30 protein-coding genes and 1 pseudogene are annotated in these 25259 nt (G+C 61.6%); 13 read left to right on the top strand and 18 right to left on the bottom strand.

Annotation, left to right across the window (positions count from 1 at the left end; genetic code table 11):
* Nucleotides 1–88: 88 nt before the first annotated feature.
* On the bottom strand, nt 89–1144 hold the full coding sequence (locus ACLEJW_RS03795; protein ID WP_313455301.1) for a M42 family peptidase: 1056 nt from the start codon (nt 1142–1144) through the stop codon (nt 89–91).
* 155 nt (nt 1145–1299) lie between these two features.
* On the opposite strand from ACLEJW_RS03795, the pseudogene ACLEJW_RS03800 reads away from it, so the two are divergent.
* From ACLEJW_RS03800 to ACLEJW_RS03815, 4 genes and pseudogenes are all read left to right on the top strand, one after another.
* Nucleotides 1300–1564 (top strand): annotated as a pseudogene (locus ACLEJW_RS03800) (SDR family oxidoreductase); the annotation flags it as partial.
* A 306-nt stretch (nt 1565–1870) separates the two neighbouring features.
* Nucleotides 1871–2410, top strand: coding sequence for a type 1 glutamine amidotransferase domain-containing protein (locus ACLEJW_RS03805; RefSeq protein ID WP_313294883.1), 540 nt, complete (start codon nt 1871–1873; stop codon nt 2408–2410).
* Nucleotides 2411–2444: 34 nt separating this feature from the next.
* Entirely contained in the window at nt 2445–3302 is an 858-nt protein-coding gene (locus ACLEJW_RS03810; RefSeq protein ID WP_145186650.1) for a glucose 1-dehydrogenase, read from the top strand.
* A gap of 117 nt (nt 3303–3419) precedes the next feature.
* Entirely contained in the window at nt 3420–3923 is a 504-nt protein-coding gene (locus ACLEJW_RS03815; RefSeq protein ID WP_440777009.1) for a CinA family protein, read from the top strand.
* 24 nt (nt 3924–3947) lie between these two features.
* On the opposite strand, the gene ACLEJW_RS03820 is transcribed toward ACLEJW_RS03815, so the two are convergent.
* The 8 genes from ACLEJW_RS03820 to pstS form a co-directional block, all read right to left on the bottom strand.
* Nucleotides 3948–4655 carry an SDR family oxidoreductase gene (locus ACLEJW_RS03820; RefSeq protein ID WP_313455305.1) on the bottom strand — a complete coding sequence of 236 codons (708 nt, stop codon included), beginning with the start codon at nt 4653–4655 and terminating at the stop codon, nt 3948–3950.
* A 100-nt stretch (nt 4656–4755) separates the two neighbouring features.
* Nucleotides 4756–5649 (bottom strand): LysR substrate-binding domain-containing protein, encoded by an 894-nt coding sequence (locus ACLEJW_RS03825; protein ID WP_313294881.1) that lies wholly within the window; start codon nt 5647–5649, stop codon nt 4756–4758.
* 75 nt (nt 5650–5724) lie between these two features.
* Nucleotides 5725–6342 carry a hypothetical protein gene (locus ACLEJW_RS03830; RefSeq protein ID WP_313294880.1) on the bottom strand — a complete coding sequence of 206 codons (618 nt, stop codon included), beginning with the start codon at nt 6340–6342 and terminating at the stop codon, nt 5725–5727.
* Nucleotides 6342–7040, bottom strand: coding sequence for a hypothetical protein (locus ACLEJW_RS03835; RefSeq protein ID WP_145186662.1), 699 nt, complete (start codon nt 7038–7040; stop codon nt 6342–6344). Before ACLEJW_RS03835 ends, ACLEJW_RS03830 begins: the two co-directional genes overlap by 1 nt.
* Nucleotides 7041–7134: 94 nt before the next feature.
* Nucleotides 7135–7896, bottom strand: coding sequence for a phosphate ABC transporter ATP-binding protein PstB (pstB, locus tag ACLEJW_RS03840; RefSeq protein ID WP_218570363.1), 762 nt, complete (start codon nt 7894–7896; stop codon nt 7135–7137).
* Nucleotides 7897–7970: 74 nt separating this feature from the next.
* On the bottom strand, nt 7971–8864 hold the full coding sequence (gene pstA, locus ACLEJW_RS03845) for a phosphate ABC transporter permease PstA (RefSeq protein WP_145186668.1): 894 nt from the start codon (nt 8862–8864) through the stop codon (nt 7971–7973).
* Complete coding sequence (gene pstC, locus ACLEJW_RS03850) at nt 8864–9829, bottom strand: phosphate ABC transporter permease subunit PstC (RefSeq protein ID WP_313294877.1); 966 nt, start codon at nt 9827–9829, stop codon at nt 8864–8866. The genes pstA and pstC overlap by 1 nt, the downstream gene beginning before the upstream one ends.
* Nucleotides 9830–9900: 71 nt before the next feature.
* Complete coding sequence (gene pstS / locus ACLEJW_RS03855) at nt 9901–10929, bottom strand: phosphate ABC transporter substrate-binding protein PstS (RefSeq protein WP_145186674.1); 1029 nt, start codon at nt 10927–10929, stop codon at nt 9901–9903.
* A 233-nt stretch (nt 10930–11162) separates the two neighbouring features.
* On the opposite strand from pstS, the gene ACLEJW_RS03860 reads away from it, so the two are divergent.
* Both ACLEJW_RS03860 and ACLEJW_RS03865 read left to right on the top strand, forming a co-directional pair.
* Entirely contained in the window at nt 11163–11855 is a 693-nt protein-coding gene (locus ACLEJW_RS03860) for a type 1 glutamine amidotransferase domain-containing protein (protein WP_145186677.1), read from the top strand.
* A 177-nt stretch (nt 11856–12032) separates the two neighbouring features.
* Complete coding sequence (locus tag ACLEJW_RS03865) at nt 12033–13241, top strand: zinc-dependent alcohol dehydrogenase (RefSeq protein WP_313294876.1); 1209 nt, start codon at nt 12033–12035, stop codon at nt 13239–13241.
* 48 nt (nt 13242–13289) lie between these two features.
* On the opposite strand, the gene ACLEJW_RS03870 is transcribed toward ACLEJW_RS03865, so the two are convergent.
* The 4 genes from ACLEJW_RS03870 to ACLEJW_RS03885 form a co-directional block, all read right to left on the bottom strand.
* Nucleotides 13290–13814: a hypothetical protein gene (locus ACLEJW_RS03870; protein WP_145186683.1), complete on the bottom strand. Its 525-nt coding sequence runs from the start codon at nt 13812–13814 to the stop codon at nt 13290–13292.
* 59 nt (nt 13815–13873) lie between these two features.
* Nucleotides 13874–14032, bottom strand: coding sequence for a hypothetical protein (locus ACLEJW_RS03875; protein ID WP_313294875.1), 159 nt, complete (start codon nt 14030–14032; stop codon nt 13874–13876).
* Between the two features lie 12 nt (nt 14033–14044).
* Nucleotides 14045–14278 carry a PLDc N-terminal domain-containing protein gene (locus tag ACLEJW_RS03880; protein WP_145186686.1) on the bottom strand — a complete coding sequence of 78 codons (234 nt, stop codon included), beginning with the start codon at nt 14276–14278 and terminating at the stop codon, nt 14045–14047.
* Between the two features lie 110 nt (nt 14279–14388).
* Complete coding sequence (locus ACLEJW_RS03885; RefSeq protein ID WP_313294874.1) at nt 14389–14682, bottom strand: DUF6555 family protein; 294 nt, start codon at nt 14680–14682, stop codon at nt 14389–14391.
* Nucleotides 14683–14860: 178 nt separating this feature from the next.
* Here ACLEJW_RS03885 and ACLEJW_RS03890 point away from each other — a divergent pair, with 178 nt between their 5' ends.
* Together ACLEJW_RS03890 and ACLEJW_RS03895 are read left to right on the top strand one after the other, a co-directional pair.
* Entirely contained in the window at nt 14861–16663 is a 1803-nt protein-coding gene (locus ACLEJW_RS03890; RefSeq protein WP_313455704.1) for a glycoside hydrolase family 15 protein, read from the top strand.
* An 82-nt stretch (nt 16664–16745) separates the two neighbouring features.
* Nucleotides 16746–17210 (top strand): hemerythrin domain-containing protein, encoded by a 465-nt coding sequence (locus ACLEJW_RS03895; protein WP_145186692.1) that lies wholly within the window; start codon nt 16746–16748, stop codon nt 17208–17210.
* A 40-nt stretch (nt 17211–17250) separates the two neighbouring features.
* Here ACLEJW_RS03895 and ACLEJW_RS03900 read toward each other — a convergent pair whose 3' ends face one another.
* Nucleotides 17251–18360 carry a Gfo/Idh/MocA family protein gene (locus tag ACLEJW_RS03900; protein ID WP_145186695.1) on the bottom strand — a complete coding sequence of 370 codons (1110 nt, stop codon included), beginning with the start codon at nt 18358–18360 and terminating at the stop codon, nt 17251–17253.
* A gap of 72 nt (nt 18361–18432) precedes the next feature.
* Nucleotides 18433–19167: a DUF72 domain-containing protein gene (locus ACLEJW_RS03905; protein WP_313455315.1), complete on the bottom strand. Its 735-nt coding sequence runs from the start codon at nt 19165–19167 to the stop codon at nt 18433–18435.
* 143 nt (nt 19168–19310) lie between these two features.
* Between ACLEJW_RS03905 and ACLEJW_RS03910 the strand changes: the two genes are divergently transcribed.
* Nucleotides 19311–19460 (top strand): hypothetical protein, encoded by a 150-nt coding sequence (locus ACLEJW_RS03910; RefSeq protein ID WP_178108319.1) that lies wholly within the window; start codon nt 19311–19313, stop codon nt 19458–19460.
* A gap of 5 nt (nt 19461–19465) precedes the next feature.
* On the opposite strand, the gene ACLEJW_RS03915 is transcribed toward ACLEJW_RS03910, so the two are convergent.
* Complete coding sequence (locus ACLEJW_RS03915; protein WP_145186701.1) at nt 19466–19762, bottom strand: hypothetical protein; 297 nt, start codon at nt 19760–19762, stop codon at nt 19466–19468.
* 179 nt (nt 19763–19941) lie between these two features.
* On the opposite strand from ACLEJW_RS03915, the gene ACLEJW_RS03920 reads away from it, so the two are divergent.
* Entirely contained in the window at nt 19942–21066 is a 1125-nt protein-coding gene (locus ACLEJW_RS03920) for a mechanosensitive ion channel family protein (protein WP_145186704.1), read from the top strand.
* A gap of 50 nt (nt 21067–21116) precedes the next feature.
* Here the strand turns inward: ACLEJW_RS03920 and ACLEJW_RS03925 are convergent, their stop codons facing one another.
* Nucleotides 21117–21995, bottom strand: a complete 879-nt coding sequence (locus ACLEJW_RS03925; RefSeq protein ID WP_313455319.1) for a manganese catalase family protein — start codon at nt 21993–21995, stop codon at nt 21117–21119.
* 60 nt (nt 21996–22055) lie between these two features.
* On the bottom strand, nt 22056–22337 hold the full coding sequence (locus ACLEJW_RS03930) for a general stress protein (protein WP_313294869.1): 282 nt from the start codon (nt 22335–22337) through the stop codon (nt 22056–22058).
* A 270-nt stretch (nt 22338–22607) separates the two neighbouring features.
* Here ACLEJW_RS03930 and ACLEJW_RS03935 point away from each other — a divergent pair, with 270 nt between their 5' ends.
* The 3 genes from ACLEJW_RS03935 to ACLEJW_RS03945 all read left to right on the top strand — a co-directional run bounded on the left by ACLEJW_RS03935 (nt 22608) and on the right by ACLEJW_RS03945 (nt 25097).
* Nucleotides 22608–23021 carry a hypothetical protein gene (locus ACLEJW_RS03935; protein ID WP_313294868.1) on the top strand — a complete coding sequence of 138 codons (414 nt, stop codon included), beginning with the start codon at nt 22608–22610 and terminating at the stop codon, nt 23019–23021.
* A 141-nt stretch (nt 23022–23162) separates the two neighbouring features.
* Nucleotides 23163–24635, top strand: a complete 1473-nt coding sequence (locus ACLEJW_RS03940; RefSeq protein ID WP_440777010.1) for an MFS transporter — start codon at nt 23163–23165, stop codon at nt 24633–24635.
* 81 nt (nt 24636–24716) lie between these two features.
* Nucleotides 24717–25097: a termination factor Rho gene (locus ACLEJW_RS03945; protein WP_145186719.1), complete on the top strand. Its 381-nt coding sequence runs from the start codon at nt 24717–24719 to the stop codon at nt 25095–25097.
* Nucleotides 25098–25259 lie beyond the last annotated feature (162 nt).

Genomic DNA, 25259 nt, shown 5'->3' on the forward strand with positions numbered 1-25259 from the left:
TCTCGATTCGCAACGTGTGGGAGGCCTGAAAGTATAGGCCTCGCATCGGCCAGTGACCATGACGTGAGCGCTCAGGCGCAGCGCACGCTCACACCTGCTGCGGCTCGAGCAAGTACTCGACCAGGGTCGAGGCGCAGGCCGAAATGCCTCGCACCAGGACCATTTCGAAGCCATGGGTATTTTCCGTCGGGATCGCTATGCAGCCAGCTTTGGCATCGAGCCCCATGCTCAGCACAGCGCTGGCATCTGAGGCGAAATCGACCAACAGTGCCGCTTGTGGCGCGTAGCCTGCTCGCCGCGTCGCCGCGAGCAAGGCCTGAACGACCGAACGGGTGTAATAGCCCTTTTGATCGCCGGTATTGATGATCGGGTTGGCGCTGAGCTCGGTTGCATACTCCTCCAGCACAGGCCCGACTTCGACCGCAATGGTGGTGTCGCCCGGCAATTTGGCTGCGGCGTACATCGCGCCAGCGTTCGACTCTTCCTCCAGTGTGGTCATGACGAACCAGACGTCCTGGCACAACGCCGCGCGCCGGGTCTTCAACACACGAGCGCACTCGATCACGGCAGACAGCGGCGCACGGTCATCGAGAAAGTGCGCGGCGATGCAGTCCTGCACCCTGAACGGCTTGCGCCAATGCTGGCTGAGTACCACACGGGTGCCGGGGCGCACGCCAAGCGCCTCCAGCTCTGACTTGGATTTGCGCGTGACAATGTAGACATCCTTCCACTGCACATCCCCGGCAAGCACGTCCTGCCCGGTCGCCGTACTGCCGCTGTTGTGCATCGAACCATAGGACAGCACGCCCGGCAGGGTTTGCGCATCGCCGAGTATGTCGACTGGGCAGACGCCAAAGCTGATGGGCTGCGCACCGCCTAAAGCCAACACCTCCAGGGTGCCATTGGCCTGGACGTTCTTGACGATCATCGCGATCTCATCCATGTGCGCCATGACGCGAATGGCCTCGGCCGCTTCACCGCCGCATGCCGCGCGCACCACCCCGATCACGTTTCCTGCAGGGTCGACGTAGGCTTCGTCACAGTATTCGCGCAGCTCGCGCAGGCAGATTGCCCGTACCTCATCCTCCTGCCCGCCAGGGCCGCGCGCATTCAGCAATTCTGTCAGTAATGCCTCGAGTTCCACTGCTCATCCTCCGCTGCTCGACGCTTGGGTTGACCTGCAACCAGCTCCGGCGTTCCGCCGTATCCTGGCTACGCGCCCTTGCCGCTGGTCAGCCCTGCGGAACAGCCTGCTGCCCAGCCATCTCCACCGCTAACCTGGCATACGGAGATGGAACGATGATCGATACCACCACAGGCATGAGAACCGGCGAGCGCTACTGCGTCGAGAACATCGAGCGTGCGCATCAATTTCCAGGCTTCTTTCTCGATGGCAAATACTTCCTCGGCCCCGAACTGCTGACGGCGGTGGGTTGGCTGGAGGGTACGCGGTTCATCTACGACAACCTCGATGCTGCCGGCGAGCCGGTGTTCCCAGAGCGCATCGCGGGGGAAATCCACGACCTGACATTGACCCTGGTCGATGGCACCACCCTGCAACTCAGGCATGTCGATACCAGCGCTGAGGCGGTAGACGCCGAGGCGAGCGTATCGACGGAACAGGGCGAGCGAGATGAGCCGGCGCCTGCCCCGAGGCCTGGGCAAACCAGGCGCGCTGAACACAGCGTCGGCAGCTGCCTGCGCGCAGCCGCCGCTAGAGTGCCCACTGTGGTGGGCCTGGCGGTGATCGGGCTGATCGCAGGCGCGCTGTTCTGCCGGCGCAAGCACCGCTGATGAAATCGTTTGGAACTTCGCCTGAGGTTCGGGGCGTCGGATGTCTGGTCCATTGAAATGAAACGGAGAGTCAACCATGAGTACACAACTGAATGGCAAGCGCGTGGCGTTCCTGGTCACCGATGGCTTCGAGCAAGTGGAACTCACCGGCCCACGTGACGCCCTCCAGCAGCAGGGCGCGACCGTAGAAATCCTGGGCGAAGAAAAAGGTACGGTACGCGGCTGGAACCACGACGAGCCGGCCGATGAATTCCCGGTCGATGCGACCTTCGACAGCGTCCAGGTGGACCGCTACGACGCTATCGTGCTGCCTGGCGGCGTACAGAACTCCGACACCATCCGCTTGATCCCTGGCGCGCAGAAACTGGTGAAAGCGCTGAGCGCTGCCGGCAAGCCGCTGGCGGTGATCTGCCACGGCGGCTGGTTGCTGGTATCGTGCGACCTGGTCAAGGGCAAGCGCATGACCAGTTTCAAGACACTGCAAGACGACATTCGCAATGCAGGCGGCAATTGGGTGGACGAGCAAGTCGTGGTCGATGGCAACCTGATCAGCAGCCGTCAGCCGGACGACATTCCAGCTTTCAATGAAGCACTGATCAAGGCCTTGGCGGGCTGATCGCCAAGCGTATCCAATTGCAGGAGCTTAACCCATGCGAGACTACCCTACTCCGCCCTTCCCGTCGCAGCCGCAGAACGTGCCTGGTTCGCAACGTCGAATGGAGCCCTACCCGGACTGCGGCGAAGAGTCCTACACCGGTAACAACCGGCTGCAGAACAAGGTTGCACTGATCACCGGCGGCGACAGCGGTATCGGCCGTGCGGTGGCCATTGCCTACGCCCGCGAAGGTGCCGATGTCGCCATTTCCTACCTCGATGAGCATGAAGACGCGCAGGAAACGGCGCGTTGGGTCGAAGCCGCCGGGCGCAAATGCCTGTTGCTGCCAGGCGATCTTGCGCAAAAAGAGCAGTGCCAGGCCATCGTTGCAAAGACCGTCGAGCAGTTTGGCCGCATCGACATTCTGGTCAATAACGCCGCGTTTCAGATGGCTCATGAAACCTTCGAAGAAATCGACGATGACGAGTGGGTGAAAACCTTCGATGTCAACATCACCGCGATCTTCCGCATCTGCAAGGCGGCATTGCCTTCGATGCCCAAGGGTGGCTCGATCATCAACACCAGTTCGGTCAATTCTGACGACCCGTCGCAGAGCCTGCTGCCCTACGCTGCCACCAAAGGGGCGATTGCCAATTTCAGTGCAGGCCTTGCGCAGTTGCTGGCGAAAAAAGGCATTCGGGTCAACAGTGTCGCCCCAGGCCCGATCTGGACCCCGCTGATCCCGGCCACCATGCCCGACGAGGCGGTGAAGAACTTCGGTTCCAGCTACCCCATGGGGCGGCCAGGCCAACCGGTCGAAGTCGCGCCTATCTACGTGCTCCTCGGTTCTGACGAGGCCAGCTACATCAGCGGCTCCCGGTATGCCGTCACGGGCGGTAAGCCGATTCTCTAGCGCAATATTCTGCCCTCGTCGCTATCGGTCTGCCGTGGCGACGGGGCAGTCACAGAAACTGAACCAACCTCCAGGCAGCACCGTCCACCGCTTATCATCCGACCTGTGGATTTCTCCATGGCAACCGACCCAGTGCTGGCCACGCTTGGCTACCTCAAAGACCATCAGTTGATCCTCAGCACGGCTGAATCGTGCACCGCTGGCTGCATGGTGGCACTGCTCGCCGCCGTGCCAGGCACCGGCGAAGTGCTGGAGAGCGGTTACGTGGTGTATTCCCCCAGTGCCAAAAAACGCCTACTGGGTGTCAGCGCAGAAACCATCGAACGCTACGGGTTGACCAGCGAGCCGGTGGCCTGGGAAATGGCCTTGGGTGCGCTGCGCGACAGCGATGCCAATGTAGTGATCGCCACCACCGGCGTTGCCGGCCCTGGCGCCGAGTCAGGCATCGCCCCTGGCACCCTGTGCTTCGCCTGGGCGTTTGCCGGCGAGCCGGTGGCGGTGTTCACCCGCACGCAGCGTTTTTTCGGCGAACGTGATGAGGTGATGCGCCAAGGCGCACTGTACGGTCTGACCCGGCTGTCGCACTATCACCAGCGCTGGCTGCGCGGCGAGCGCGCCTGAGTGACACTTCGCCCTGCGCCGTGCTCAAAGCACGCTGCGCGTGACGCCGCCATCGACCTTGATGTTCTGCCCAGTGATGTAGGCCGCGCCCTCGCTTGCCAGAAACGCAATGGTGGCAGCGATTTCCTCGCTGCTGCCGTAGCGCTTGAGCGGTACGCTGTCGCGGCGCTGCTCGGTGGCTGGCAAGCTGTCGATCCAGCCCGGCAAGACATTGTTGATGCGCACGTTATCGACGGCGAACTGATCGGCGAAAATTTTGCTGAACGCCGCCAGGCCCGCGCGAAACACCGCTGAGGTCGGGAATAGCTCGGTGGGCTCGAACGCCCAGGCGCTGGAAATGTTGATGATCACCCCGCTCTTCTGGCGCTGCATGTACGGCGTCACCAAGCGTGTCGGACGAATCACGTTGAGTAAGTAGGTATCCATGCCCGCATGCCAATCGTCATCGCTGATTTGCAGAATCGGCGCGCGTGGTCCATGCCCGGCGCTGTTGACCAACACATCGATGCGGCCCCATTGCTGCACGACGGCATCGACCAGGCGCTGCAGGTCGGCGGTGGATTGATTACTGCCGGTCACGCCGATACCCCCCAACTCAGCAGCCAGTGCCTCGCCCTTGCCCGACGAGGACAGGATAGCCACCTTGAAGCCGTCTGCTGCCAAGCGCCTCGCCGCTGCAGCGCCCATGCCACTGCCGCCTGCGGTGATGATCGCTACTTTTTGCATTGCCATGTCGCCTCCGAATTGCCTGGCGCGGATGCGCCTTGAGGGGTTTACGTTAGCAACTGCTGGTGGCTCCAGGGAGTCAGCGATCCTACTCGAAGACAGTAGATTAACTACTACCAGCCTGATCTCGAAGCCAGCCGCGGACGATCTCAAGTGCCTGCGCCTGCACGGCCTTGCGCGGCCAGACCAGGTAGAACGCCTTGTCCAGGCGCAGGCGCAGGGGGAACAGCTGAACGAGCCTGCCAGCGCTGACGTCCCTCGCCACGAAGGCCTGGTTGGCCAACGCGATACCTTGGCCGTCTATGGCCGCATCGATGGCCAGTGAGGTTTGATTGAACCGCAAGTTTCTAGCGCTCATCGGTGGATGCCCTGGGAAGCACTCAGCCAGGTACTGCGGCCAGTATTGATGAGCGTCGTGCAGCATGACGAACCCCTGCAGGTGGGTGAAGCAGGTGGGCGGTGCTGCACCTTCGAACAGCGCGGGACTCGCCACTGCAACCAGGCACTGCTGCATCAGCAATTCACAGTTCAAACCCGTACCGACTTCAGGTGTGCCGTAGCGAACCGCCAGGTCCACCCCGTCAGTGTTGAAATGCGACAGCCGGTCGCTGGCCAGCACCCGCAAGTCGATATCAGGGTAACACTGGGCAAAGTGGCCGAGCCTGGGGATCAGCCATTTCGAGGCGAAGGTAGGGGTCACGCTGACCGTCAGGTGGGTAGCCTGTGGCCGCAGCAGGCGTGTGGCCTCATCGATCATCGCCAGGGCGCTGCGAATACTGGCGCTGTAGCGCAGGCCCGCATCGGTCAAGGCAAGGCCCCTGGGCAGCCGCTCGAACAAGCGCAACTGCAAGCGCGCCTCCAGACCGCGCACCTGCTGGGCCACCGCGGCCTGGGTGACATTCAGCTCATCGGCGGCCGAGCGAAAATTCAGGTGGCGAGCGACCACTTCGAACACGCGCAGCGCATTGAGCGGTGGCAAATCGGGAAAACCGTCCGGCATGACCGTGCAGACTCTGTCAGCGTGTGCCCCAGGAGCAGCGAATCTACTACAGCGTGCAGCACCGCCGCCAGGTCATCAGGACGCCAGCGTCGCCAAGCGCTGCGCCGCCACGTCGTGCCGCCGGCTTTGCTGCCAGGCCAGCTGCGCCTGCAGTTGCTCGGCAGCGTGCTTGACTTTCTGTGCCCAGCCCGCGTCCCGTGGGTCGACCACGACCACGCGAAAGCCGTGCTCGTGACCTTCGATGCCGACACCTTCGGAGTCATCGACATGCAGGTCGATTGCAAAGGCCGGTGGGTACTTCGAGGGGGCTTTGGCGAGGCCGTTGGCCGCCAGTACCTGCTGATGACGATCGCTGTTGACCACGCCATCGACGTGGATCCCGTACAGCATCAGCCAGCGCCGGATATAAGCCGGCGTGCGCCCGGACGAGGTATAGATCCAGATGCTGCAGCCCTGGCGGCGCAACTCGCGCATCAAGGTCCGCGTGCCGCTGCGCAGGGGCTCGCCGAGCCAGCGGTGCAGGCAGGCCGGCAGCTTGCTCGCTTCCTCCTCGGCGTGGTGTGGCAAGCACGCGAGGGTGTCGTCGATATCGAATGAGATCCGCAGGCGTGGCTGGGTCCGCTTGCCATTGCTGACTTGCCAGGTCCGCTGTGCATAGGCTTTGGCGCGCGCGATCATGGCTGCACGTGGCATCAGTGGCTCCTGCGCCGCGCCGACACGCAGGTGCCGGGCAGGAAAAAAGCATCGGCTTGTGGGGCGTGGGCTTCGAGAAAAGCAGCGTACTTTTTCTTGATCTTGGGCAGTTCGTACAAGGCCTTCACACCATGCTTGGCTGAGTTACGGATGACTGACGAAGGGTTGAAATAACCCTCGGCGTTGTCCAGCGACAACACGAACGGCGGCAGGCCTGCACGCATCAGCAGGTAGCTGACGATCAGCGAACCGGTTCGGTTGTTGCCTTCGATGAACAGCTGCGGCTTGCTCAGAATGCGCACGTAGACCCCCGCTGCGCGTTTCCAGATCGAATCACTGCGATACGCGCAATACCAGTTGTACAAATCCTTGATGCCACCTTCGACGTTGTTGAAGAAGCGCGCCTCGGTGGCCGCCAGATGTGCGGCGAATTCGCGGCGGCGGCCGGAATCGCTGCCGCACAGCACCGTGGCGTTGATTTCCAGCATCAGGTTCAGTTGCTGCAGGTCGAACAGGTCAACGCCCCGGGCGACATAGTCGTCAATCAGCGCATAGCCTTCAAGCACGTTGAGCAGCACCTCGTCGGTGAAGGGGTCGCGCGGCTCGGTGAAATGTCGGCTGAGCTCGCCAAAACGGGCCTGCACTTCGCGCAGCGCGCGCTCTACAGCTTGCAGGTCAAGGCGACAGGTAGCATCCATTAGCAATCTCTTGAAACGAAACGGACGTAAAGCCCAACCGCAGCAGCGAGCCGTCCTGGCCGGCGCTGCGGATCGCCTGGGCGCGAGCGATGCTTCAGCTGAATTTGCCACTGATGTAGTCACTGGTCAGCTGTTCGCGCGGGCTCTGGAAGATTTGCGTGGTCGGGCCCATTTCCACCAGGTAGCCGGTACGGGTGCCCTGGGAGATGTCCACCGAAAAGAACGCGGTGGTGTCGGCCACGCGGATCGCCTGCTGCATGTTGTGCGTGACCAGGGCGATGGTGTAGTCCTTCTTCAGCTCGACCATCAGTTCTTCCACCCGACGCGTGGCGATGGGGTCCAATGCAGAGCACGGCTCGTCGAGCAACAGCACTTCCGGCTCGGTGGCGATGGCGCGGGCGATGCACAGGCGTTGCTGTTGACCACCGGAGAGCGACAGGCCGCTGACCTTGAGCTTGTCCTTGACCTCGTCCCACAGCGCAGCGCCCTGCAGCGCATGCTTGACCCGGTCGCCGATGTCGCCCTTGTAGCGATTCAGGCGCAGTCCGAAGGCCACATTGTCGAAGATGCTCATCGAGAATGGGTTGGGCTGCTGGAACACCATGCCGATGTAGCGGCGCACCACCACCGGGTCGACGCCCTTGCCATAGACATCCTGACCGAGGAAGTGCACATGGCCTTCGAAGCGGAAGCCTTTGACCAGGTCATTCATGCGGTTGAGGCTGCGCAGCACAGTACTCTTGCCGCAGCCAGACGGCCCGATGAAACCGGTAATCTCGTTCTTGCGGATCGGTACGTGGCTGTCGCGTACCGCCATGAAGTTGCCGTAGAAGATCTTGTCCAGCTTGCAATCCATGACAATCGGCGCTTCGCTGACCAAGGGAGCGGCTCTTTGCGCTGTTGATACGTTCACGGTCGAATGCTCTCTTTTCAGTACTTTGGCTTGCCGAAGATACGGCTAAGAATGTTCACCACCAGCACGATCATCACCAATACCAGCGAGGCCGCCCAGGCGAGCTCCAGTTGGTTGTCGAACGGCATGCCGGAGAAGTTGTAGATCAGCACGGCAAGCGATGCCGTGGGGTTCATCACGGCCAGGCTGCCGTCGTGGTAGATCCAGTAGTTGCTGAACAGGGCGGTGAACAGCAGCGGCGCCGTCTCACCCGCAGCGCGGGCCACGGCCAGCATGACCCCGGTCAGGATCGCCGGCATGCCGGTCGGCAGGATGATCTTCCAGATCACCTGGGCACGCGTGCAGCCCATGCCGTAGGCGGCGTCTTTCATGATCTTGGGCACCATCTTCATCGCCTCTTCGGCGGTCAGCACCACGATCGGCAGCATCAGCACCGCCAGCGCCACGCCGCCGGCCGGGGCCGAATAGCTGCCGGTGGTCATCACCACCAGGGCGTAGGCGAACACCCCCGCCAAAATCGACGGCAAGCCGGTGAGCATCTTGGCAGCGAAGCGCGAGGCGTTGGCCAACTTGCTGTCCGGGCCCAGCTCGGCGAGGAAGATCGCCGCGAGAATCCCCACCGGCACGGCGATGGCAGCGGCGATGCCGACCATGACGAAAGTACCGGCCATGGCATTGCCAAAGCCACCGCCCAGCTCGAAACCGGTTGGCGGCAATTCGGTGAACACTTCAAGGCTCAGGCGCGCGCCGCCGCGGGTGATCAGCATGTAGAGCACCGAGATCAGCGGCACACTGGCCAGCAGGGCCACGCACCAGACCATGGTGGTCAGCAGCAAGCTGCGCAGCGCACGACCCTCGAAGCGGCGCTGCAAGCTGGGCAAGGCGGCCGTGGCCGCAGTGAGATTGGTCATTATTTATTCCCCCGCTGGGCGTAAAGCATGATCAGCGACCCGAAGACATTCACCAGCAAGGTGATGAACATCAGCACCAAAGCGGCGTACATCAACACCTCGACCTCGTTCGGACCGGCTTCGGGGAAGTTCAGCGCCAACAGTGCTGCCAGCGTATTGGCTGGAGCGAACAGCGACAGGGTGATGGTGTTGGCGTTGCCGACCAGCATAGCCAGGGCCATGGTTTCGCCCAGCGCCCGGCCCAGGCCCAGCACCAGCGAGCCGAAGATGCCGGTGGCCGCCGACGGCAGCATGACCTTGAGGATGGCTTCCCAATGGGTTGTGCCCATGCCATAGGCGGCCTGCTTGGTTTTCATCGGCACGCTGGTCAGCGCGTCTTGTGAAACTGCAGCAATGGTCGGCAGGATCATGATCGCCAGCACCAGCGCTGCCGGCAGCAGGCCGGGGCCGCTCAGGGAGGTGCTGAAGAACGGAATCCAGCCCAGCTCGCTGTTCAGCCATGCGGTCAGCGGGCGAATGGCCGGAATGACCACGTAGATGCCCCACAGGCCGTAGACCACGCTGGGGATGGCGGCGAGCAACTCGACGACGGTGCGAAACACGGCGGCGAGTTTCGCGGGCAAGAAGTCCTGGGTGAGGAAGATGGCCATGCTGACGCCGAAGAACCCGGCGATCACCAAGGCGATGAGCGCGCTGTACAGCGTGCCCCAGATGGCAGGCAAGATACCGTACTTGCCTTGGTTGACATCCCAGACGCTGCCGAACAGCACGTCGAAACCGTGCTTTTCCATGCCTGGCAACGCTTTGCGACCTACTTCGTAGACCAGCGCGAAGACCAGGGCGAGAATCAGTACCACACCGATACGTGCAAGCGCACGGAACGTGCGATCTACCAGGAAGTCCTTGGCAGACGGCGGCTGGCACGCTGAGTCTGGGTTGTCCGGGATGGCGAAAGGTGTGTTCATGGGCTAGTTCCGAGACGTAGGGCAAACACTTGCGGCGCGGCGACTGCACCACACCGCAAGCGCCTCAGGTATCACTGAATGCTTTGCGACGCTTTACGCACTTGCTCGACAACCGACGGTGGCAGCGGGATGTAGCCCATCGAGTCGGCGATCTTCTGACCCTCGGTCAGGCTGTACTCGACCATGTCGCGCATGGCTTTGGCCTTGGCCGGGTTGCCGTTGTCCTTGCGGAAGATCATCCAGGTGTACGAGGTGATCGGGTAGGACTTGGCGCCTTCCGGGTCCGGCAGCGTGGCGACGAGGTTTTCCGGCATCTGCACTGCAGCGAGCGCCTCGGCGCCGCTTTCGGCATTCGGCACCACGTAGTGGCCGGCCTTGTTCTGCAACTGCGCGAAATCCACCTTGGCCAGTTTGGCGAAGCCGTATTCGATGTAGCCAATGGCGCCCGGCGTCTGGCGCACGGTGGCGGTCACGCCGTCGTTCTTGGGCGACTTGATGAATTTGTCGGTGGCCGGCCAGTTCACGGTGTTGCCTTCGCCCAGCGCAGCCTTGAAGTCAGGGTTGATCGCCGACAGGTGCTTGGTGAAGACCGCATTGGTGCCGCTGGAGTCGGCGCGCACGACGACGGTGATCGGCATGGCCGGCAGCTTCAGCTCAGGGTTGGCGGCGGCAATCTTCGGGTCGTTCCACTGGGTGATCTTGCCCAGGAAGATGTTCGAATACACCTCGCGCGGCAGCTTCAGGCCCTTCGGGTTGCCTGGCAAGTTGTAAGCCAGGACGATCTCGCCTGCGGTCATGGGCAGCAACTGCACACCTTCGCTGACCTTGGCGATGTCCGCTTCGCTCATGGCCGAGTCGCTGGCGGCGAAATCGACGGTCTTGTTCAGAAAGTCCTGAACACCGGCGCCGCTACCTTTGGACTGGTAGTCGACGGTGACGCCATCGGTCTTTTTACTGAAGTCCTTGAACCAGGTCAGGTAGATCGGTGCAGGGAAGCTTGCCCCGGAACCGGTCAAGCGTACGTTCTCAGCGGCGAAGGCCGAAGTGGCACTCAGCGAAACGGCAACGGCAAGTGCAGCAGACTTCATCAGGCGTATCATGGGAAAAGCGCTCCGTGTGATGGCCGGCACACTTTGCAGCAGCTGTGTTACAGCTTTGTGACTATTGAGTGGCACTGCCGGCAATGCTGGTTCGATGCGTGCAAGCGTCGCCCCTAGAGCAAGGGTCCGCAGAGGCTGCGTGCGAATCATGGAACCGCCGCGGCGCCCTGCCCTCCCATCTTCATGCAGGGCGAACGGCGCCCTGTTGTTCCACATCTGGAGGACTGGCTCGCATGAAAAAAATCCTGATGGTGCTTACCTCACATGATCAGCTCGGTGACACCGGCAAGAAAACCGGCTTCTGGCTCGAAGAGTTCGCGGCACCCTACTATGTGTTTCTCGACGCCGGCGCCGACGTGACCCTGGCCTCGCCCAAAGGCGGTCAGCCACCGCTGGACCCCAAGAGCGACGAAGCCGATGCCCAGACCGAGTTTACCAAGCGCTTCGCCAGCGATACCGAGGGCCAGATGGCCCTGGCCGACACCGTGCCCCTGGGTGAAATCGACCCTTACGACTTCGATGCAGTGTTTTATCCCGGTGGCCACGGGCCGCTGTGGGATTTGGCCGAAGACACTGACTCGAAGACCTTGCTCGAGGCCTTCTACGCCTCCAACAAGCCCATAGCGGCGGTGTGTCACGCACCTGGCGTGCTCAAGCACGTCATGGCGCCTGATGGCCATCCGGTGGTCAAGGGCAAGCGGGTAACCGGCTTCACCAACACTGAAGAGCAGGCCGTGGGCTTGACCGAGATCGTGCCCTTCCTGGTAGAGGATATGCTCAAGGCCAAGGGCGGCGACTACTCCAAGGCAGCCGACTGGGCCAGCTATGTGGTCGAAGACGGGCATCTGATCACCGGACAGAATCCTGCTTCGTCACAGGCGGTGGCCGAGGCGCTGCTCAAGCGCCTGGAAGCTGAAAACGCCTAGCGCTTGCGCCTGGGCCTGGCCTGCGCACCGCCGAACCATGGCTGGTGCGAGGCCGCCTCGGCGACAGGCTCGCGAACCGGCCCTGACCATTGACCAAGTTCGCCTGAACTTTACCCTCGCAAATGCCTTCCCCTGCATACACTGTCTAAACCGACACGCACTGCAGGAGATCAGTCCATGAGAGCTTTGACCTATCACGGCGCCCAGGATGTCAGGGTCGACACCGTACCTGATCCGATGATCCAGGCTGACGACGACATCATTTTGCGAGTGACCGCTACCGCCATTTGCGGCTCCGATCTGCACCTGTATCACGGCAAGATTCCGCAAACCGAGTCAGGCGATATCTTTGGCCATGAGTTCATGGGCATCGTCGAGGAGACCGGCCGCGGCGTCACCAACGTGCAAGTCGGTGATCGCGTGGTGATCCCATTCGTCATCGCCTGCGGCAGTTGCTTCTTCTGCCAGCTCGATCAGTTCGCTGCCTGCGAAACCACCAACACCGGCCGCGGCGCGATCATCAACAAGAAAGCTGTGCCCCCGGGTGCCGCACTGTTCGGCTACAGCCACCTCTACGGCGGCGTACCTGGCGGACAAGCCGATTACGTGCGGGTGCCAAAGGCCAACGTAGGCCCGTTCAAGGTGCCCACCTCGCTGGCGGACGACAAGGTGCTGTTTCTCTCGGATATCCTGCCCACCGCCTGGCAGGCGGTAACCAATGCCCAGGTCGGGCAAGGCTCCACGCTCGCGATTTATGGCGCCGGTCCAGTGGGTCTGCTCAGCGCCGCCTGCGCCCGCATGCTCGGCGCCCAGACGATCTTCATGGTCGATGACAACGCGCACCGCCTGGCTTACGCCCGTGATGCCTACGGCGTGGTGCCGATCAACTTCGACGAAGATGACGACCCGGCAGACAGCATCATTCGCCTGACGCCGGGTATGCGCGGTGTCGATGCGGTCATCGATGCGGTCGGCTTCGAAGCCAAGGGCAGTACCACCGAGTCGGTACTGACTGCGTTGAAGATCGAGGGCAGTAGCGGCAAGGCGCTGCGTCAGAGCATCGCTGCTGTGCGCCGGGGTGGGGTAGTCAGCGTCCCGGGTGTGTACGCGGGCTTCATCCACGCCTTCATGTTCGGCGACGCCTTCGACAAGGGCCTTACGTTCAAGATGGGTCAGACCCACGTGCAGAAGTTCTTGCCTGAATTGCTCGAACATATCGAAGCCGGACGCTTGCAGCCAGAGTTGATTGTCACCCACCGCCTGGCGCTCGAGGAAGCGGCAATGGGCTACAAGATGTTCGACCAGAAGCGTGACAACTGTCGCAAGGTAATACTTGTGCCGGGTGCAGCAGCGGGCACTATGGGCGGCGATGCGCCGCTGCCCTAGCAGGCGCGTGAACATCGGCCTGAAGGCTGGCTCTGCGCAGGCAGGTCTTCAGGCCAGTTGTATGAATACCGCGTAGCCGCCCAGCACGACCCAGAACACCAGGAAGATCCAGGGCGTACGCAGCGAGAACAACAACGACTTGCGATGCCCGGCTTGTGAGGTTTCAGTCTCGCTGAACAGCGGCGACTCATCATAGGCCAGGCCCATCAACGGCTCGCTGCGCAGCAGGTTGCTTTGCTTGAGCTGCCAGTGCTCGATGATCTTGTAGGCCGCGCGAATGCCAGGCCAGGCGTTGAGCGAACTCAACACACCCAACAGCGCCAGAAACGGCGGGACCACGAGGGTGAACATCTCGCCCCAACTCTGATTCAGGTTGCTCATGGCCGAAACGAAGGCAATTACCAGAAACGACTGCGCCGCCAGATAAGCATCGGTACGGTTGGCCAGAATACTCGTTTCGTACTGAATTTCACTGCGATAGAAATCCAGCCGCTCTTTGGGCGAACCGAACATCCGTGCGTTGTGCTCGGTAATTTCATGTTCGGGCGTGGTGGGCGTGATGATGCGCGGCACGCAACTGACTCCTGAGTTCATTGACCGAAGGCTGGAGCCGCAATGCGGCCCCGCTTCAATCAAGGTTTATGCTGCCCCTTGCCACGGGCGGCCTGCTGGGCAGTGGAGTCGCGCGCGGTTCCTGTGGAGCCATCCGGGCGCTGGGCGTCATTGTCACGCTCCTGCTCCCCGGTGGTTTTCGCCTGCTCCACCACTTTCTGCTGATCTTTGCTCGACATGCTCGCAGACTCCTAGCCTTTGCTGTGTTCAGGTGAAGACGGACCGGTCCCGCGCTTGATTCCTCGCGGTCCCATGATCCCCCAGATCGCCAGTCCAACCACCGGCAACGCCAGTAACAGCACAGCCCAGAGCACCTTGGTTGCTTCAGACTTGTCACTGCGAAACACGCTGACGATGGCCCATATATCGACCAGCAAAATGATCGCGGCCACCGCGATCCAGAAATACGTCACAGGCTCAGTCATGACCGCCACTCCTCTTCACCAGTTGATGGACCGCTGGACGACGCGGCCCCTTACTACTAGGGAAGCCTGCGCGGCGCACAAAGTTCAGGTGAACTTACCGGCCTGCGCGCTCATGCTTCCGGGGCGGCAGTGGAAAACTTCTTCACATCGATCGGCGGTGCAACGAACTCCGGCCCCTGGCCCGACACCCGCCAGCGCACATTGGCCAGGCCATAGCGCTCGGCCATCGGACGGCTGACCTTCTTGATCTTGTGCTGGCCGAAGCGCGGAATGATTCCGACCCCCGCATCGCAGCTTGCCCAGTGCCACGCCTCGGCGTTGTCCATACGTTCAAGGCGGATGATGAACGTGCGAAATTCACCGCGAAGCTCATACTCGATAACGTACAACTGCTGTCCTGCCATTGGTCACACCTCCATCAATTCACGCTAATGGAGCAGGCAATGCAGCAAAAGATTCAGTTATTTTGACCAATTGGTCATGCCCCCGCCCAGCGCAGCTGTGCTTGCCGAACTCCACGCGCCACCGATGAGTCCCAACAGGACAATTGGTCGCGCAGGCATTACGATGAATCACCCTTGGATGGACTCCCCGCAACACGGCGAACCTCAGCGCGACGATGGCGGCTGGCTACTATTGGAGCACTATGCAGCGCTAGGCGATGGCCGCTCGGTGGCGTTGATCGGTCTGGACGGTTCGATCGACTGGTGGTGCGTCCCGCACATGGACTCGCCGCCGTTGTTCGACCGGCTGCTGTCTCCGCGCACGGGTGGCTTCTTCGCCATCACCCCGAGCCAGCCCTACACGACCGAGCGGCGCTACCTGCCTGACAGCAACGTTCTGGAGACCGTGTTCATCACCGATCACGGTCGCGCGCGTTTGACCGAATCGCTCAACAGCGGCCCTGCGGGACGGCTGCCTTGGGCGGAATTGGCCAGGCGCCTCGAGGGTATCGAAGGCCAGGTCGCCTTCGACATCGCCATCGATTTTGGCACTCAGGCCGACACGGTCAGCCCTTACCTGGCGCCCAACGACAACGGCTGCGTATTCCATGCCGGACGGATACTCGGCATGTTCTTGCACGATCAGCAGTTGCACGTGGAGCGCAAGGACGATATGGGTGTACGTGCCCGCGCGGTCGTCAGCGCCGGGCAACGCACCGTGCTGGCGCTGATCGCCGGGCAAGACGAACCTTTGGTGGTGCCACCTCTGAGCCTGGTCGACGCGCGCATCGACGGCTCCGACCGCGAGTGGCGCCAGTGGTCGCAGAGCTTGATCTATGAGGGCCCGTACAAGGCCTTGGTGGTGCGTAATGCGTTGGCCCTCAAGCTGCTGTTGTCGTCACCCAGCGGCTCGATCATGGCCGCCGCAACCACTTCGCTGCCAGAACGCATCGGCGGTAGCAAGAACTACGACTACCGCTTCGCCTGGGTTCGCGACGCCAGCTACACCATCGAAGCGTTTCTCGGCATCGGTGCCCAACCGGAGGCCAAGGCCGCGTTCACCTGGCTGCTGCGGCGGCTCGGTGAACACGGCGCTCAAGTGTTCTATACCCTGGCCGGCGCCGTTGGCGATTGTACGCGCTCGGTGGATTTGCCCGGCTACAAGCACTCCCCGCCGGTCGTCGGCAATGATGCTCGCGATCAGCTGCAACACGGCGTATTCGGGGATATCTTCGAAACGGCGCGCTGCTTCATCGACAGCGGCAATATTCTCGACGCACCTAGCGCCAGCATTCTTTCGCGCTTGGCCGACCAGTGCGCCGATAACTGGCGTCTGCCTGACTCGGGAATCTGGGAATTGCCGCAAACGCAGCACTACACGATGTCCAAGATCAGCTGCTGGCAGGCGCTGAGCCGGGCGATCGAGCTGGCTGACGGCGGCCATCTGCCGACCACCTGCCGGGAGCGCTGGGAGCGCGAACGTGCTCGTGTCGAACAGTGGATCGAACAGCATTGCTGGAGCGAGACGCGCCAGGCCTACCTGTTCTACCCCGGCAGCGACCGGCTGGACGCATCCATCACCCTGGCCGTGCGCTTTGGCTACCCGCATCAGACGCGGCTGCGCAGTACCTTGGAGGCAGTTCAGGCAGAGCTTGCTGCCGGGGCGTTCCACTATCGCTACAGCGGCGCCGCCGAGGAAGAAGGCTGCTTCCTCGCCTGCACGTTCTGGCTCATCGAAGCTTGGGCAGTGCTGGGCGAACGTTCACGCGCCGAGACCGACTACCTGAAGGCGCTGCAAGGTTTGCGTCACGGCGTGGGCATCTATGCCGAGATGATCGACCCCGGCACCGGCAACTATCTTGGCAACTTGCCGCAAGGCCTCACCCATCTGGCTGCGCTACGCGCAGCCCTGGCCTTGGGTGGCTGCGTACCGACACGCTGATCAGCTGTTTTGAACCATGCCGTTTGCCCCACGCTCAATGCTTGGCAACCGTGATTTTTTCCAGCCCATGAAGAGGTGCTCCATGAACGCGATCGATTTGCTGACACAGGACCATCAACTGGTGAAGAAACTGCTCGAGGAGCTGTCCTCGACCACAGAACGTGCGGTAAAAAAACGCGCTGACCTGCTGGCCCGGATCAAGCAGGAGGTCAGCATCCACACAGCGCTGGAAGAAGAGATCCTGTACCCGGCGATCAAGCAGGCCGGTGGCAAGGAAGAAGAGAAGATGTACTACGAGGCCAAGGAGGAACACCGCACCGTGGACTCGCTGGTGATTCCCGACCTGCTGGAAACCGAAACCGGTACCGTCGAATTCGCCGGCCGAGTCAAAGTGATGAAAGAGCTGCTTGAGCATCACATCGAAGAAGAAGAAAGCGAGCTGTTCCCAACTGCCCGCAAGCTGCTGGGCAAGCAACAACTCGACGAGATGGGCTTGGCCATGGAAGCGCAGAAGAAACTGCTCAAAGGCGAGCAACGCGCGGCCTGACCACGGCCAGCGCGCCTGCCCAGGCGCGCTGGTTCATCGCTTACTCGGTAGGCGACTCGGTAGCGATCATCGGCGGCACGTCAGCCAGCGGGAATGCCCGGCGCTGTTCGCGGCGACGCGCAAACGGCCGAGGGGCCAAGGGTTCGAGCTGCTGGGCCTGGCCTGTCTGCAAAGCCCGCTCGATTGCCGCAACCACGCGCACGTCGCGCCAGCCCTCTTCACCATCCGGCTCTGGGTCCTGGCCATTGAGAATGCAATCGGAAAAATACGCTGTTTCACCCGCGAACTGGTCCACGACTGGGTTGACGTGGACGCGAGTCTCGCCGTCGATGGTTGCACGATAACTGATCGCCACCCCTTCCCCGTAACCAAAGCAAGGCGACGCCTCGATTTCCCCCTTGCTGCCCAACAGCTGGAAGCGCTCGGTGTCAGGCAAGGTGTAGCTGACGGTGAACTGCGCCAGGCGCTCCTCGGGAAAACGCAGGCTGACGGTGACCGTGTCCCAGGTGTCCATGGTGCTGCCTGGGGAGCGCACCCCCACCGCCGACACTTCGATCGGCTCGGCATTGAACAACTGGCGCACCATGTTCAGTGGATAAGGCCCCATGTCCGCAACCGGGCCGACGCCGAAGCCGTCTTGCGCACGATGGTTACTCGGCTTGACGCGCTGAGTGAAAATCGATGTGAACAGTCGCGGGTCACCGAAGTGGCCGGCATGCACCCGTTCGATCATGTCCAGCGTTCCCGGCTCACAGTGCAGGCGATAGGCGATCATCAACTTCGCGCCGCTGCGTTTGGCCGCCTCGATCATCGCCAGGCAATCGGCTTCACGGGTGCCCATGGGCTTTTCCAGCAGCACATGGATGCCCGCCTCCAGGGCCGGGATGACGAACTCGCGATGCCTAAAATTGGGCGTGGCCACGTACACTGCATCAATCTCACCAGCGCTCAGCAGTGCCGCGTAGTCTTCGTAGGCATAGGCCTTTAGGCCATACTGCCCGGCCAATTGCGTGGCTTTCTGTGGATCGCCGGTGACCAAGGCGGTGATGACCGAATTGTCGGTCTGGCCAATACCGGGCATGAATGCCCCTTGGGAAATCGAGCCTCCGGCCACTACGCCATAGCGAATCTTGCCTGCTGCATTGGGCATGAAACCCCTCCTGTTGGTGACGGTGATCAATGCTTGTGTCCATTAAGTGGGCAAGCAGCACGCGCCGGAGGTTCAATCAATCTGGCTGACGCCTTGCGCAAGCAACCGCTCAAGTGCCAGGGCGTCAGCCAAGGCTGCACCACTGGCGGTGTTGTCGAATATGCACCAGCACGGCACACCGGCATCACTGCTGCGCCGCAGTGCTTGAGCCAGCCGCTTCAGGTAAGTCTCGGGGTAAGCACTGTGGTAAATCCGCGGCTCCCCGTGCAGGCGCCAATACACCAGCCCAGGCCAGCCACCAGGCTGGGCATCGGTATCGAAGCGCGACGGGCTGGCCGCTACTTGAGCAATGTGCAGGTCATCGAGCATGGCTTGCGCCGCCTGCCAACTGGGATGTCTGGGCTCAACGGCCACTGCACCTTGATGGCGCCGACGCAGCTGTTCGAAGAACTTACGGGTAGTGACTGTGTGGTACTCCAGCGACGGCGGCAATTGCACCAGCAGGCAACCCAGGCGCTGACCGAGTTGCGTGCATGGGTGCAAGAAATCATCGAGCGCCGCTTCGCACTCGATCAGGCGCCGTTCGTGGGTGATGGCTTTGGGTATCTTGACCGCAAAAGCAAACCCCTCTGGCACCGATGCCGCCCAACGCGCGTAGGTTTGCGGTCGGTGGGGACGGTAGAACGAGCTGTTGATCTCTACTGCATTCAGGCGCAGCGCATAGCGCTGCAGGTGACTGCCTGCACTGGCAAACTGCTCGGCCAAGGCAGCCGAGACGCTCCAGCCTGCACAGCCGAGGTGGATCATCGTAGTGCTTCCCGGGGGTCGTTGCTGCAGTGGAGTCGCTGGCGCCGCCGGGCGTTCAATTGGCAATCGGATTGAACAGGCAGGTCGATCGACTGCCCCACCTATGTAACGACTGCCGAATCACTTACGAAGAGGACAAGTCCATGATCGATCCCAACCATCCCGACCCCTACGTCGATAACGTGCCACACAACCCAGGCGATTCTGTGCCAGCACCTGAACCTGAGGCAGAGCCTGAGGCACCCGAATGGCCTGAAGGGCAAGTGCCACCTGAGGAGCAGTCGGACGGCTGAATGCTTCAATGACCCGCTGTCTGCGCCGTACCAGGCTCGAGCTGCAGAGCGATGCGCCTGGCATACCCCACGCCCCATACCAGCGCCCGGCTCATGGTTTCACCCGGGCGCTGGGCGTAGGCCCGCTCGACCCATACCGTGCCATCGGCTCGGTATACGCCGATGAACAACTGCGTCGCCCCCGTGCGCGAGAGCCGCGTCTGCACCTCAAGGCTCGTGCCGTCGGCGAGCGTTTCTTCATGGGTCTGGCTTGGCAGGATCGATTCGCGCCACTGATGGTAGGTCAGGCCTCGTCTTTTCATCGCTTGAGTCCTCCACGGGGTTGTTATCGGTAGAGGACCCATAACCTTGTACGGTCGAAATCGATTGCCGCGAACAGACAGCCGGCCAGCTGCGCAATTCGATTGATCTACGGCAATCCACGAACGCCACCCAATCAGGACATGCACTTCACTTCACGCAACCAGGAGGCGCGCCCCGCATGAATGACCGCATCATTGCATTGTTTACCGACACCACCGTATTCGGTATTTCCATCCTCAATTTGCTGCTCGCACTGACCGTCGCCATCGTCACGTTCCTGGTCTCGCGCGCCGTCATCAGTTTTCTGCTACGCCGGGTTCGGCGTTGGTCGGAGCATGACGGTGCCATGAGCCATGTGCTGGTCAAGGTGCTCTCGGGCACCAGCAATTTTCTGCTGTTCCTCGCCTCGCTGCTGGTTGGTTTGAGCATGCTCGACCTGCCCGAGCGCTGGCTGACCCGAGTCGGCAGTTTATGGTTCGTAGTCGCTGCGTTGCAGATCGGTCTTTGGGCCAACCGCGCCATTGGCCTGGGGCTCAATCGCTATTTCGCTCGCCATAGCGCCGAAGGCCTGAACCAGGGCAGTGCCCTGGCTACCCTGTCGGCGTGGGGCGCGCGCGTGCTGCTGTGGTCAGTGGTGCTGCTGGCGATGCTGTCCAACCTTGGGGTCAATATCACGGCCTTTGTCGCCAGTCTGGGCGTTGGCGGTATCGCGGTAGCCCTGGCGGTACAGAACATTCTCGGCGACCTGTTCGCTTCGTTGTCGATTGCCGTGGACAAGCCGTTCGAGGTCGGCGACTTCATCGTCATCGGCCCGCTGGCAGGCACTGTGGAGCATGTGGGTCTGAAGACCACGCGCATTCGCAGCCTTGGCGGCGAACAGATCGTCATGGCCAATGCCAGCATGATCAGCAGCACCATCCAGAACTACAAGCGCTTGCAGGAGCGACGCATCGTCTTCGAGTTCGGCCTGTCTTATGACACGCCGACGGAAGCTGTGAAAAAGGCCCCAGCGATCGTCGAGGAGGCGATCAGAGCACAGGATCAGGCCCGCTTCGACCGTGCGCACCTGCGCGGCTTTGGCAAGGAAGCGCTGGAGTTCGAGTGCGTGTATATCGTCCAGGACCCGGGCTACAACCTGTACATGGATATTCAGCAGGCGATCAATTTCCGCTTGCTTGAACGTTTCTCCAAGATCGGCGCGAAGTTTGCGGTCCCAGTGCGGGCAATCAAAGTCACGGCCTTGCCGCAGGAAGCCATTGTAACGACGGCAAGCCGAGAAGGTGTCGATGCCCGAAACGCTTGAGGGTGAAAGAGGGACCCGCAGCGGATAGTCGAGCCGCTGCGGGATAGGGGTTACAGCGGTTGATCACCATTGACTTTGCCTAACTCGGCGCCAGTCATCGGTTGTGCCTCTGGATTGGACATGGTCCGGATCTTCATGGCCTCAGCCGTCGCCGCCGACTCGGCATCGAGCTGCACCGTGGCCATGCCGTCACCGCCATCCACCGCAGGCTCGGGCTGTTCGACATAGACCCAGTCCTGACCCTCATTCCAGGAGCCGCGCACGTCTTCACCCTGGGACATGTTGAAATAAGTGCGGTTGAACTCAGGGTCGCCCGGCAGCTTGCCTTGCGGGAAGTTGGGTTGAATCGAGTGCAATGCCTTCTCGAAAGACATCTGATGGGCAATTTCTCGGCTCATCAGAAAACCTAGCGCGTCCTTGATGCCCGGATCGTCCGTCACGTTGATCAGGCGTTCATAGACGATCTTGGCCCGCGCTTCGGCCGCTATGTTCGAGCGCAAGTCAGCGGTGGGCTCGCCAATGGTATCGATGTACGCTGCCGTCCAAGGGATGCCGCCAGAATTGACCAGCGCCGCACCCCCGCCGTACAGCAGGCTGGTGATGTGCGAATCGTTACCGGCGCCGGTCAATGAGCGATACAGTTCGCCTTCGGTATCGATACCTTCGGCCATACGGCCTTTGGCGCCTTTGTTGAGCATCACCACGATCGAACCGATGATCTCCAGGTGGCTGAGTTCCTCGGTGGCGATGTCGAACAGCATGTCTTTGCGGCCTGGATCGTCCTCGGTGACCGCCTGAGTGAAGTAGCGCATGGCTGCGGCCAGTTCGCCTTGCGGTCCGCCGAACTGCTCAAGGAGCAGGTTGGCCAATCCCGGATTGGGTTCGGCCACTCGTACGGTGTATTGCAGTCGCTTGTTATGCATGAACATAGGCAAATTCCTCATCAGACGCCGGGCCGGTGTCTACCGTCCCGGCGTTTTCATCGAAGATCAGCGGTTGTCATCACTCTTGCGCCCGCCGCTGTGGCTGGCTTGGCCGCCCTTGCGGCCAGCTTCGGAGGCCTTTTCCCGGTCATTGGCAAAGTTGCCGCCAGAGCCACTGCCTTGCCCGCCTTTGGACGAGCCGCTGGTTTGGCTGTGTGAGCCACCACCTGAAGCTTGCCCACCTTTTTTGCCGGCTTCGGACGCCTTCTCCCGGTCATTGGCAAAGTTGCCTGGATTGGAGTTGGCACTGCCGCCTTGATTACCGCGGTTGTCTTGGTTGTTAGCCATGATCATTCACCTCAGTCGTTAACACAGGTTGGTCTGTGTAAAAGGACTGACCGGGGCCAAGCGCCGTGGGGTTCACCCGATTTGCCAACGCCTGACGAAACGCGCGAAGGACCGGGGTGCCAGATATTGGCGCGGGTTCATCGGCAACTATCAATGTCAGCTCCCAGCTATCCGCCGCGCTCGCGAAGAGTCCGTTCGTCGATCCCATCGCACATCAGCCAGCAGTCTGGGCCGAACAGATTGTGTTCAACGTAAAAACGGAGATACACCATGAAGATGATGAAGCCACACACCTTGATGCTTGCGCTGTGCCTGGGCGCCAGCGCGCCGCTCGCGCTTGCGGCCACGGATATGAACGACCAGCGCTCACCCGGCACGCAAACCCATGACTCGGGCCATATGAACGGCTCGGGCACTGGCAGCAGCACCGGCACTGGCACCCCTGGCACCGGCATGGAGAGCGGTTCTGGCACCGGCACCAATGGCACCGACAGTACAGGCGGCGACGGCACCACCAATGGCACCGGTACTGGCTCGGGCATGGGCGGCTCAGGCATGGGTGGCTCTGGCGGTACCGGTACGGGCACAGGTAGCGGTACCGGGACAGGCAGCGGCACTGGCACTGGCGGCGGCATGGGCGGCGCTGGCGGCAGCGGCTCTGGCGGAGCTGGTGGCGGTAGCTGATTCAGGAGACCCACGCGCAAACCGCAACATCTACGCTTTGTTGATCGGTAGCGGTCGCCGAAACATCACTCGATGCGACGACCGTGCTGATCAGCAGCTACCCTCAAGCCGCTGACAGGTTGTTGAATCTCAGGAGCTGGCATGACGACTCGGGCCGTGCAGCAATCCAGCACTTCGTCCCAAGAGCGCCTGTACACAACGGATATCCCCGCCCGCCTCGACCGCCTGCCTTGGACTCGCTTTCATACCCTGTTGGTGTTCGCGCTGGGCATCACCTGGCTGCTGGACGGTCTCGAAGTGACATTGGCCGGCGCAGTTTCCGGTGCGCTGAAAAGCAGCCCGGCATTGGCCATGAGTAACACAGACATCGGCTTGGCCGGCGCGGCTTATATCGCCGGCGCAGTAATCGGTGCCTTGTTTTTCGGTTGGCTGACCGATCGACTGGGACGCCGCAAACTGGTTTTCATTACCTTGTTTCTTTATATGGGCGCGACCGCGGCTACCGCTTTTGCCTGGGATCTCTGGAGCTTCCTGCTGTTGCGCTTTCTGACAGGCGCAGGCATTGGCGGGGAATACACGGCCATCAACTCGACCATCCAGGAATTCACCCCGGCGCACTATCGCGGTTGGGTCGATCTGACCATCAACGGCACGTTCTGGTTGGGTGCTGCATTGGGCGCAATCGGTGCGGTGTACTTGCTCGACCCCGCGATTGCCGGAGGAGATCTGGGATGGCGTCTGTGCTTTGGCATCGGTGCGGTATTGGGGCTGTTGATCATGCTCATGCGTCTGTGGATCCCTGAAAGTCCACGCTGGTTGATGATCCACGACCAGCCAGATGAAGCAGAACGGATAGTCGCCAGCATCGAGCGGCAATACCGCGCGCGGGGTATCGACCTGCCGCCGCTCCAAGCGCCGCCACTGCGCCTGCGCGCCCGCCATAACACGCCTTTGGCAGAGGTGATGCGCACCCTGTTCGTCACGCATCGGCGCCGCGCCTGGGTCGGCCTGACCCTGCTGAGCGCCCAGGCTTTTTTCTACAATGCGATTTTTTTCACCTATGCCCTGGTATTGACCGACTTCTACGGCGTGCCGGCAGCCAAGGTGGGCTGGTACATCCTGCCGTTCGCGCTCGGTAACTTCTGTGGTCCGCTGTTGCTTGGCCGGCTGTTCGATGTCATCGGGCGGCGCGTGATGATCAGCGCCACCTACTTGATATCCGGCGCTCTGCTGGCGTTCAGCGGTTACCTGTTCGAGCAGCAGCTGATTGACGTCACGCAGCAAACCCTGGCCTGGATGGTGATTTTCTTCTTTGCCTCGGCAGCAGCCAGTTCAGCGTATCTCACTGTGGCGGAGACATTCCCGCTAGAGATTCGCGCCCTGGCGATCGCCGTATTCTATGCCTTTGGCACCGCCCTGGGCGGCCTGATCGGCCCGACCCTGTTCGGCGCGCTGATCGAATCAGGTGAGCGCGCCAATGTGCTGGTCGGTTATCTGATCGGCGCCGCCCTGATGGTCATCGCTGGCTTGACCCAAGCGCTTTGGGGCGTTGCGGCGGAGCGTCGATCCTTGGAAGAGGTGGCCAAACCACTGTCTCAGGTCAATGACCGATAACCTGCCGCTCGTCTAGCCAAAGGCACTGCCGCGCGGCGCGGCATTCAACTGTTCGGAAGAAACTGGCGAGGAGAAAGGACCATGGCACGTGGCGACAAAGACAAGTACACCGAAAAGCAAAAGCGCAAAGCCGAGCACATTGAGGAAAGTTACGAGCACAAGGGCATGAACAAGGACGAGGCCGAATCCCGCGCCTGGGCGACGGTAAACAAACAATCAGGCGGCGGTGAAAAATCTGGCGGCTCGGGCAAAAAGACGTCTGCGCACGAGAAGAAAACAGCACGCTCCGACTCTGCCAAGCGCGCCGCCAAGACCCGTGAGGGTCATGCGCGTTCGTCGAGCGATTCGCTGGAAAGCCAAACCAAGGAAAGCTTGCTCAAGGAGGCGCGCAGCAAGGACATCAAGGGCCGCTCGCGCATGACCAAGGCGCAGTTGATCGCAGCCCTGCAAAAGCATCGATAGAAAGACTGTCTTGCGGGGTGTCCAATTTCTTGGAGCGGCCTTGCCTCGCAATAGGACTACGCAGCGCCCCCAGGCTTGCAGCTTCGCAACCGGTATTGCCAGGGCCGCTTTGCGGCCCTTACGCGACACGAGGTCGCTCCCGCAAATGGATCGCGCCAGGTT

The sequence above is a fragment of the Pseudomonas sp. SMSB3 genome, from assembly GCF_052041965.1.
Lineage (GTDB): Bacteria > Pseudomonadota > Gammaproteobacteria > Pseudomonadales > Pseudomonadaceae > Aquipseudomonas.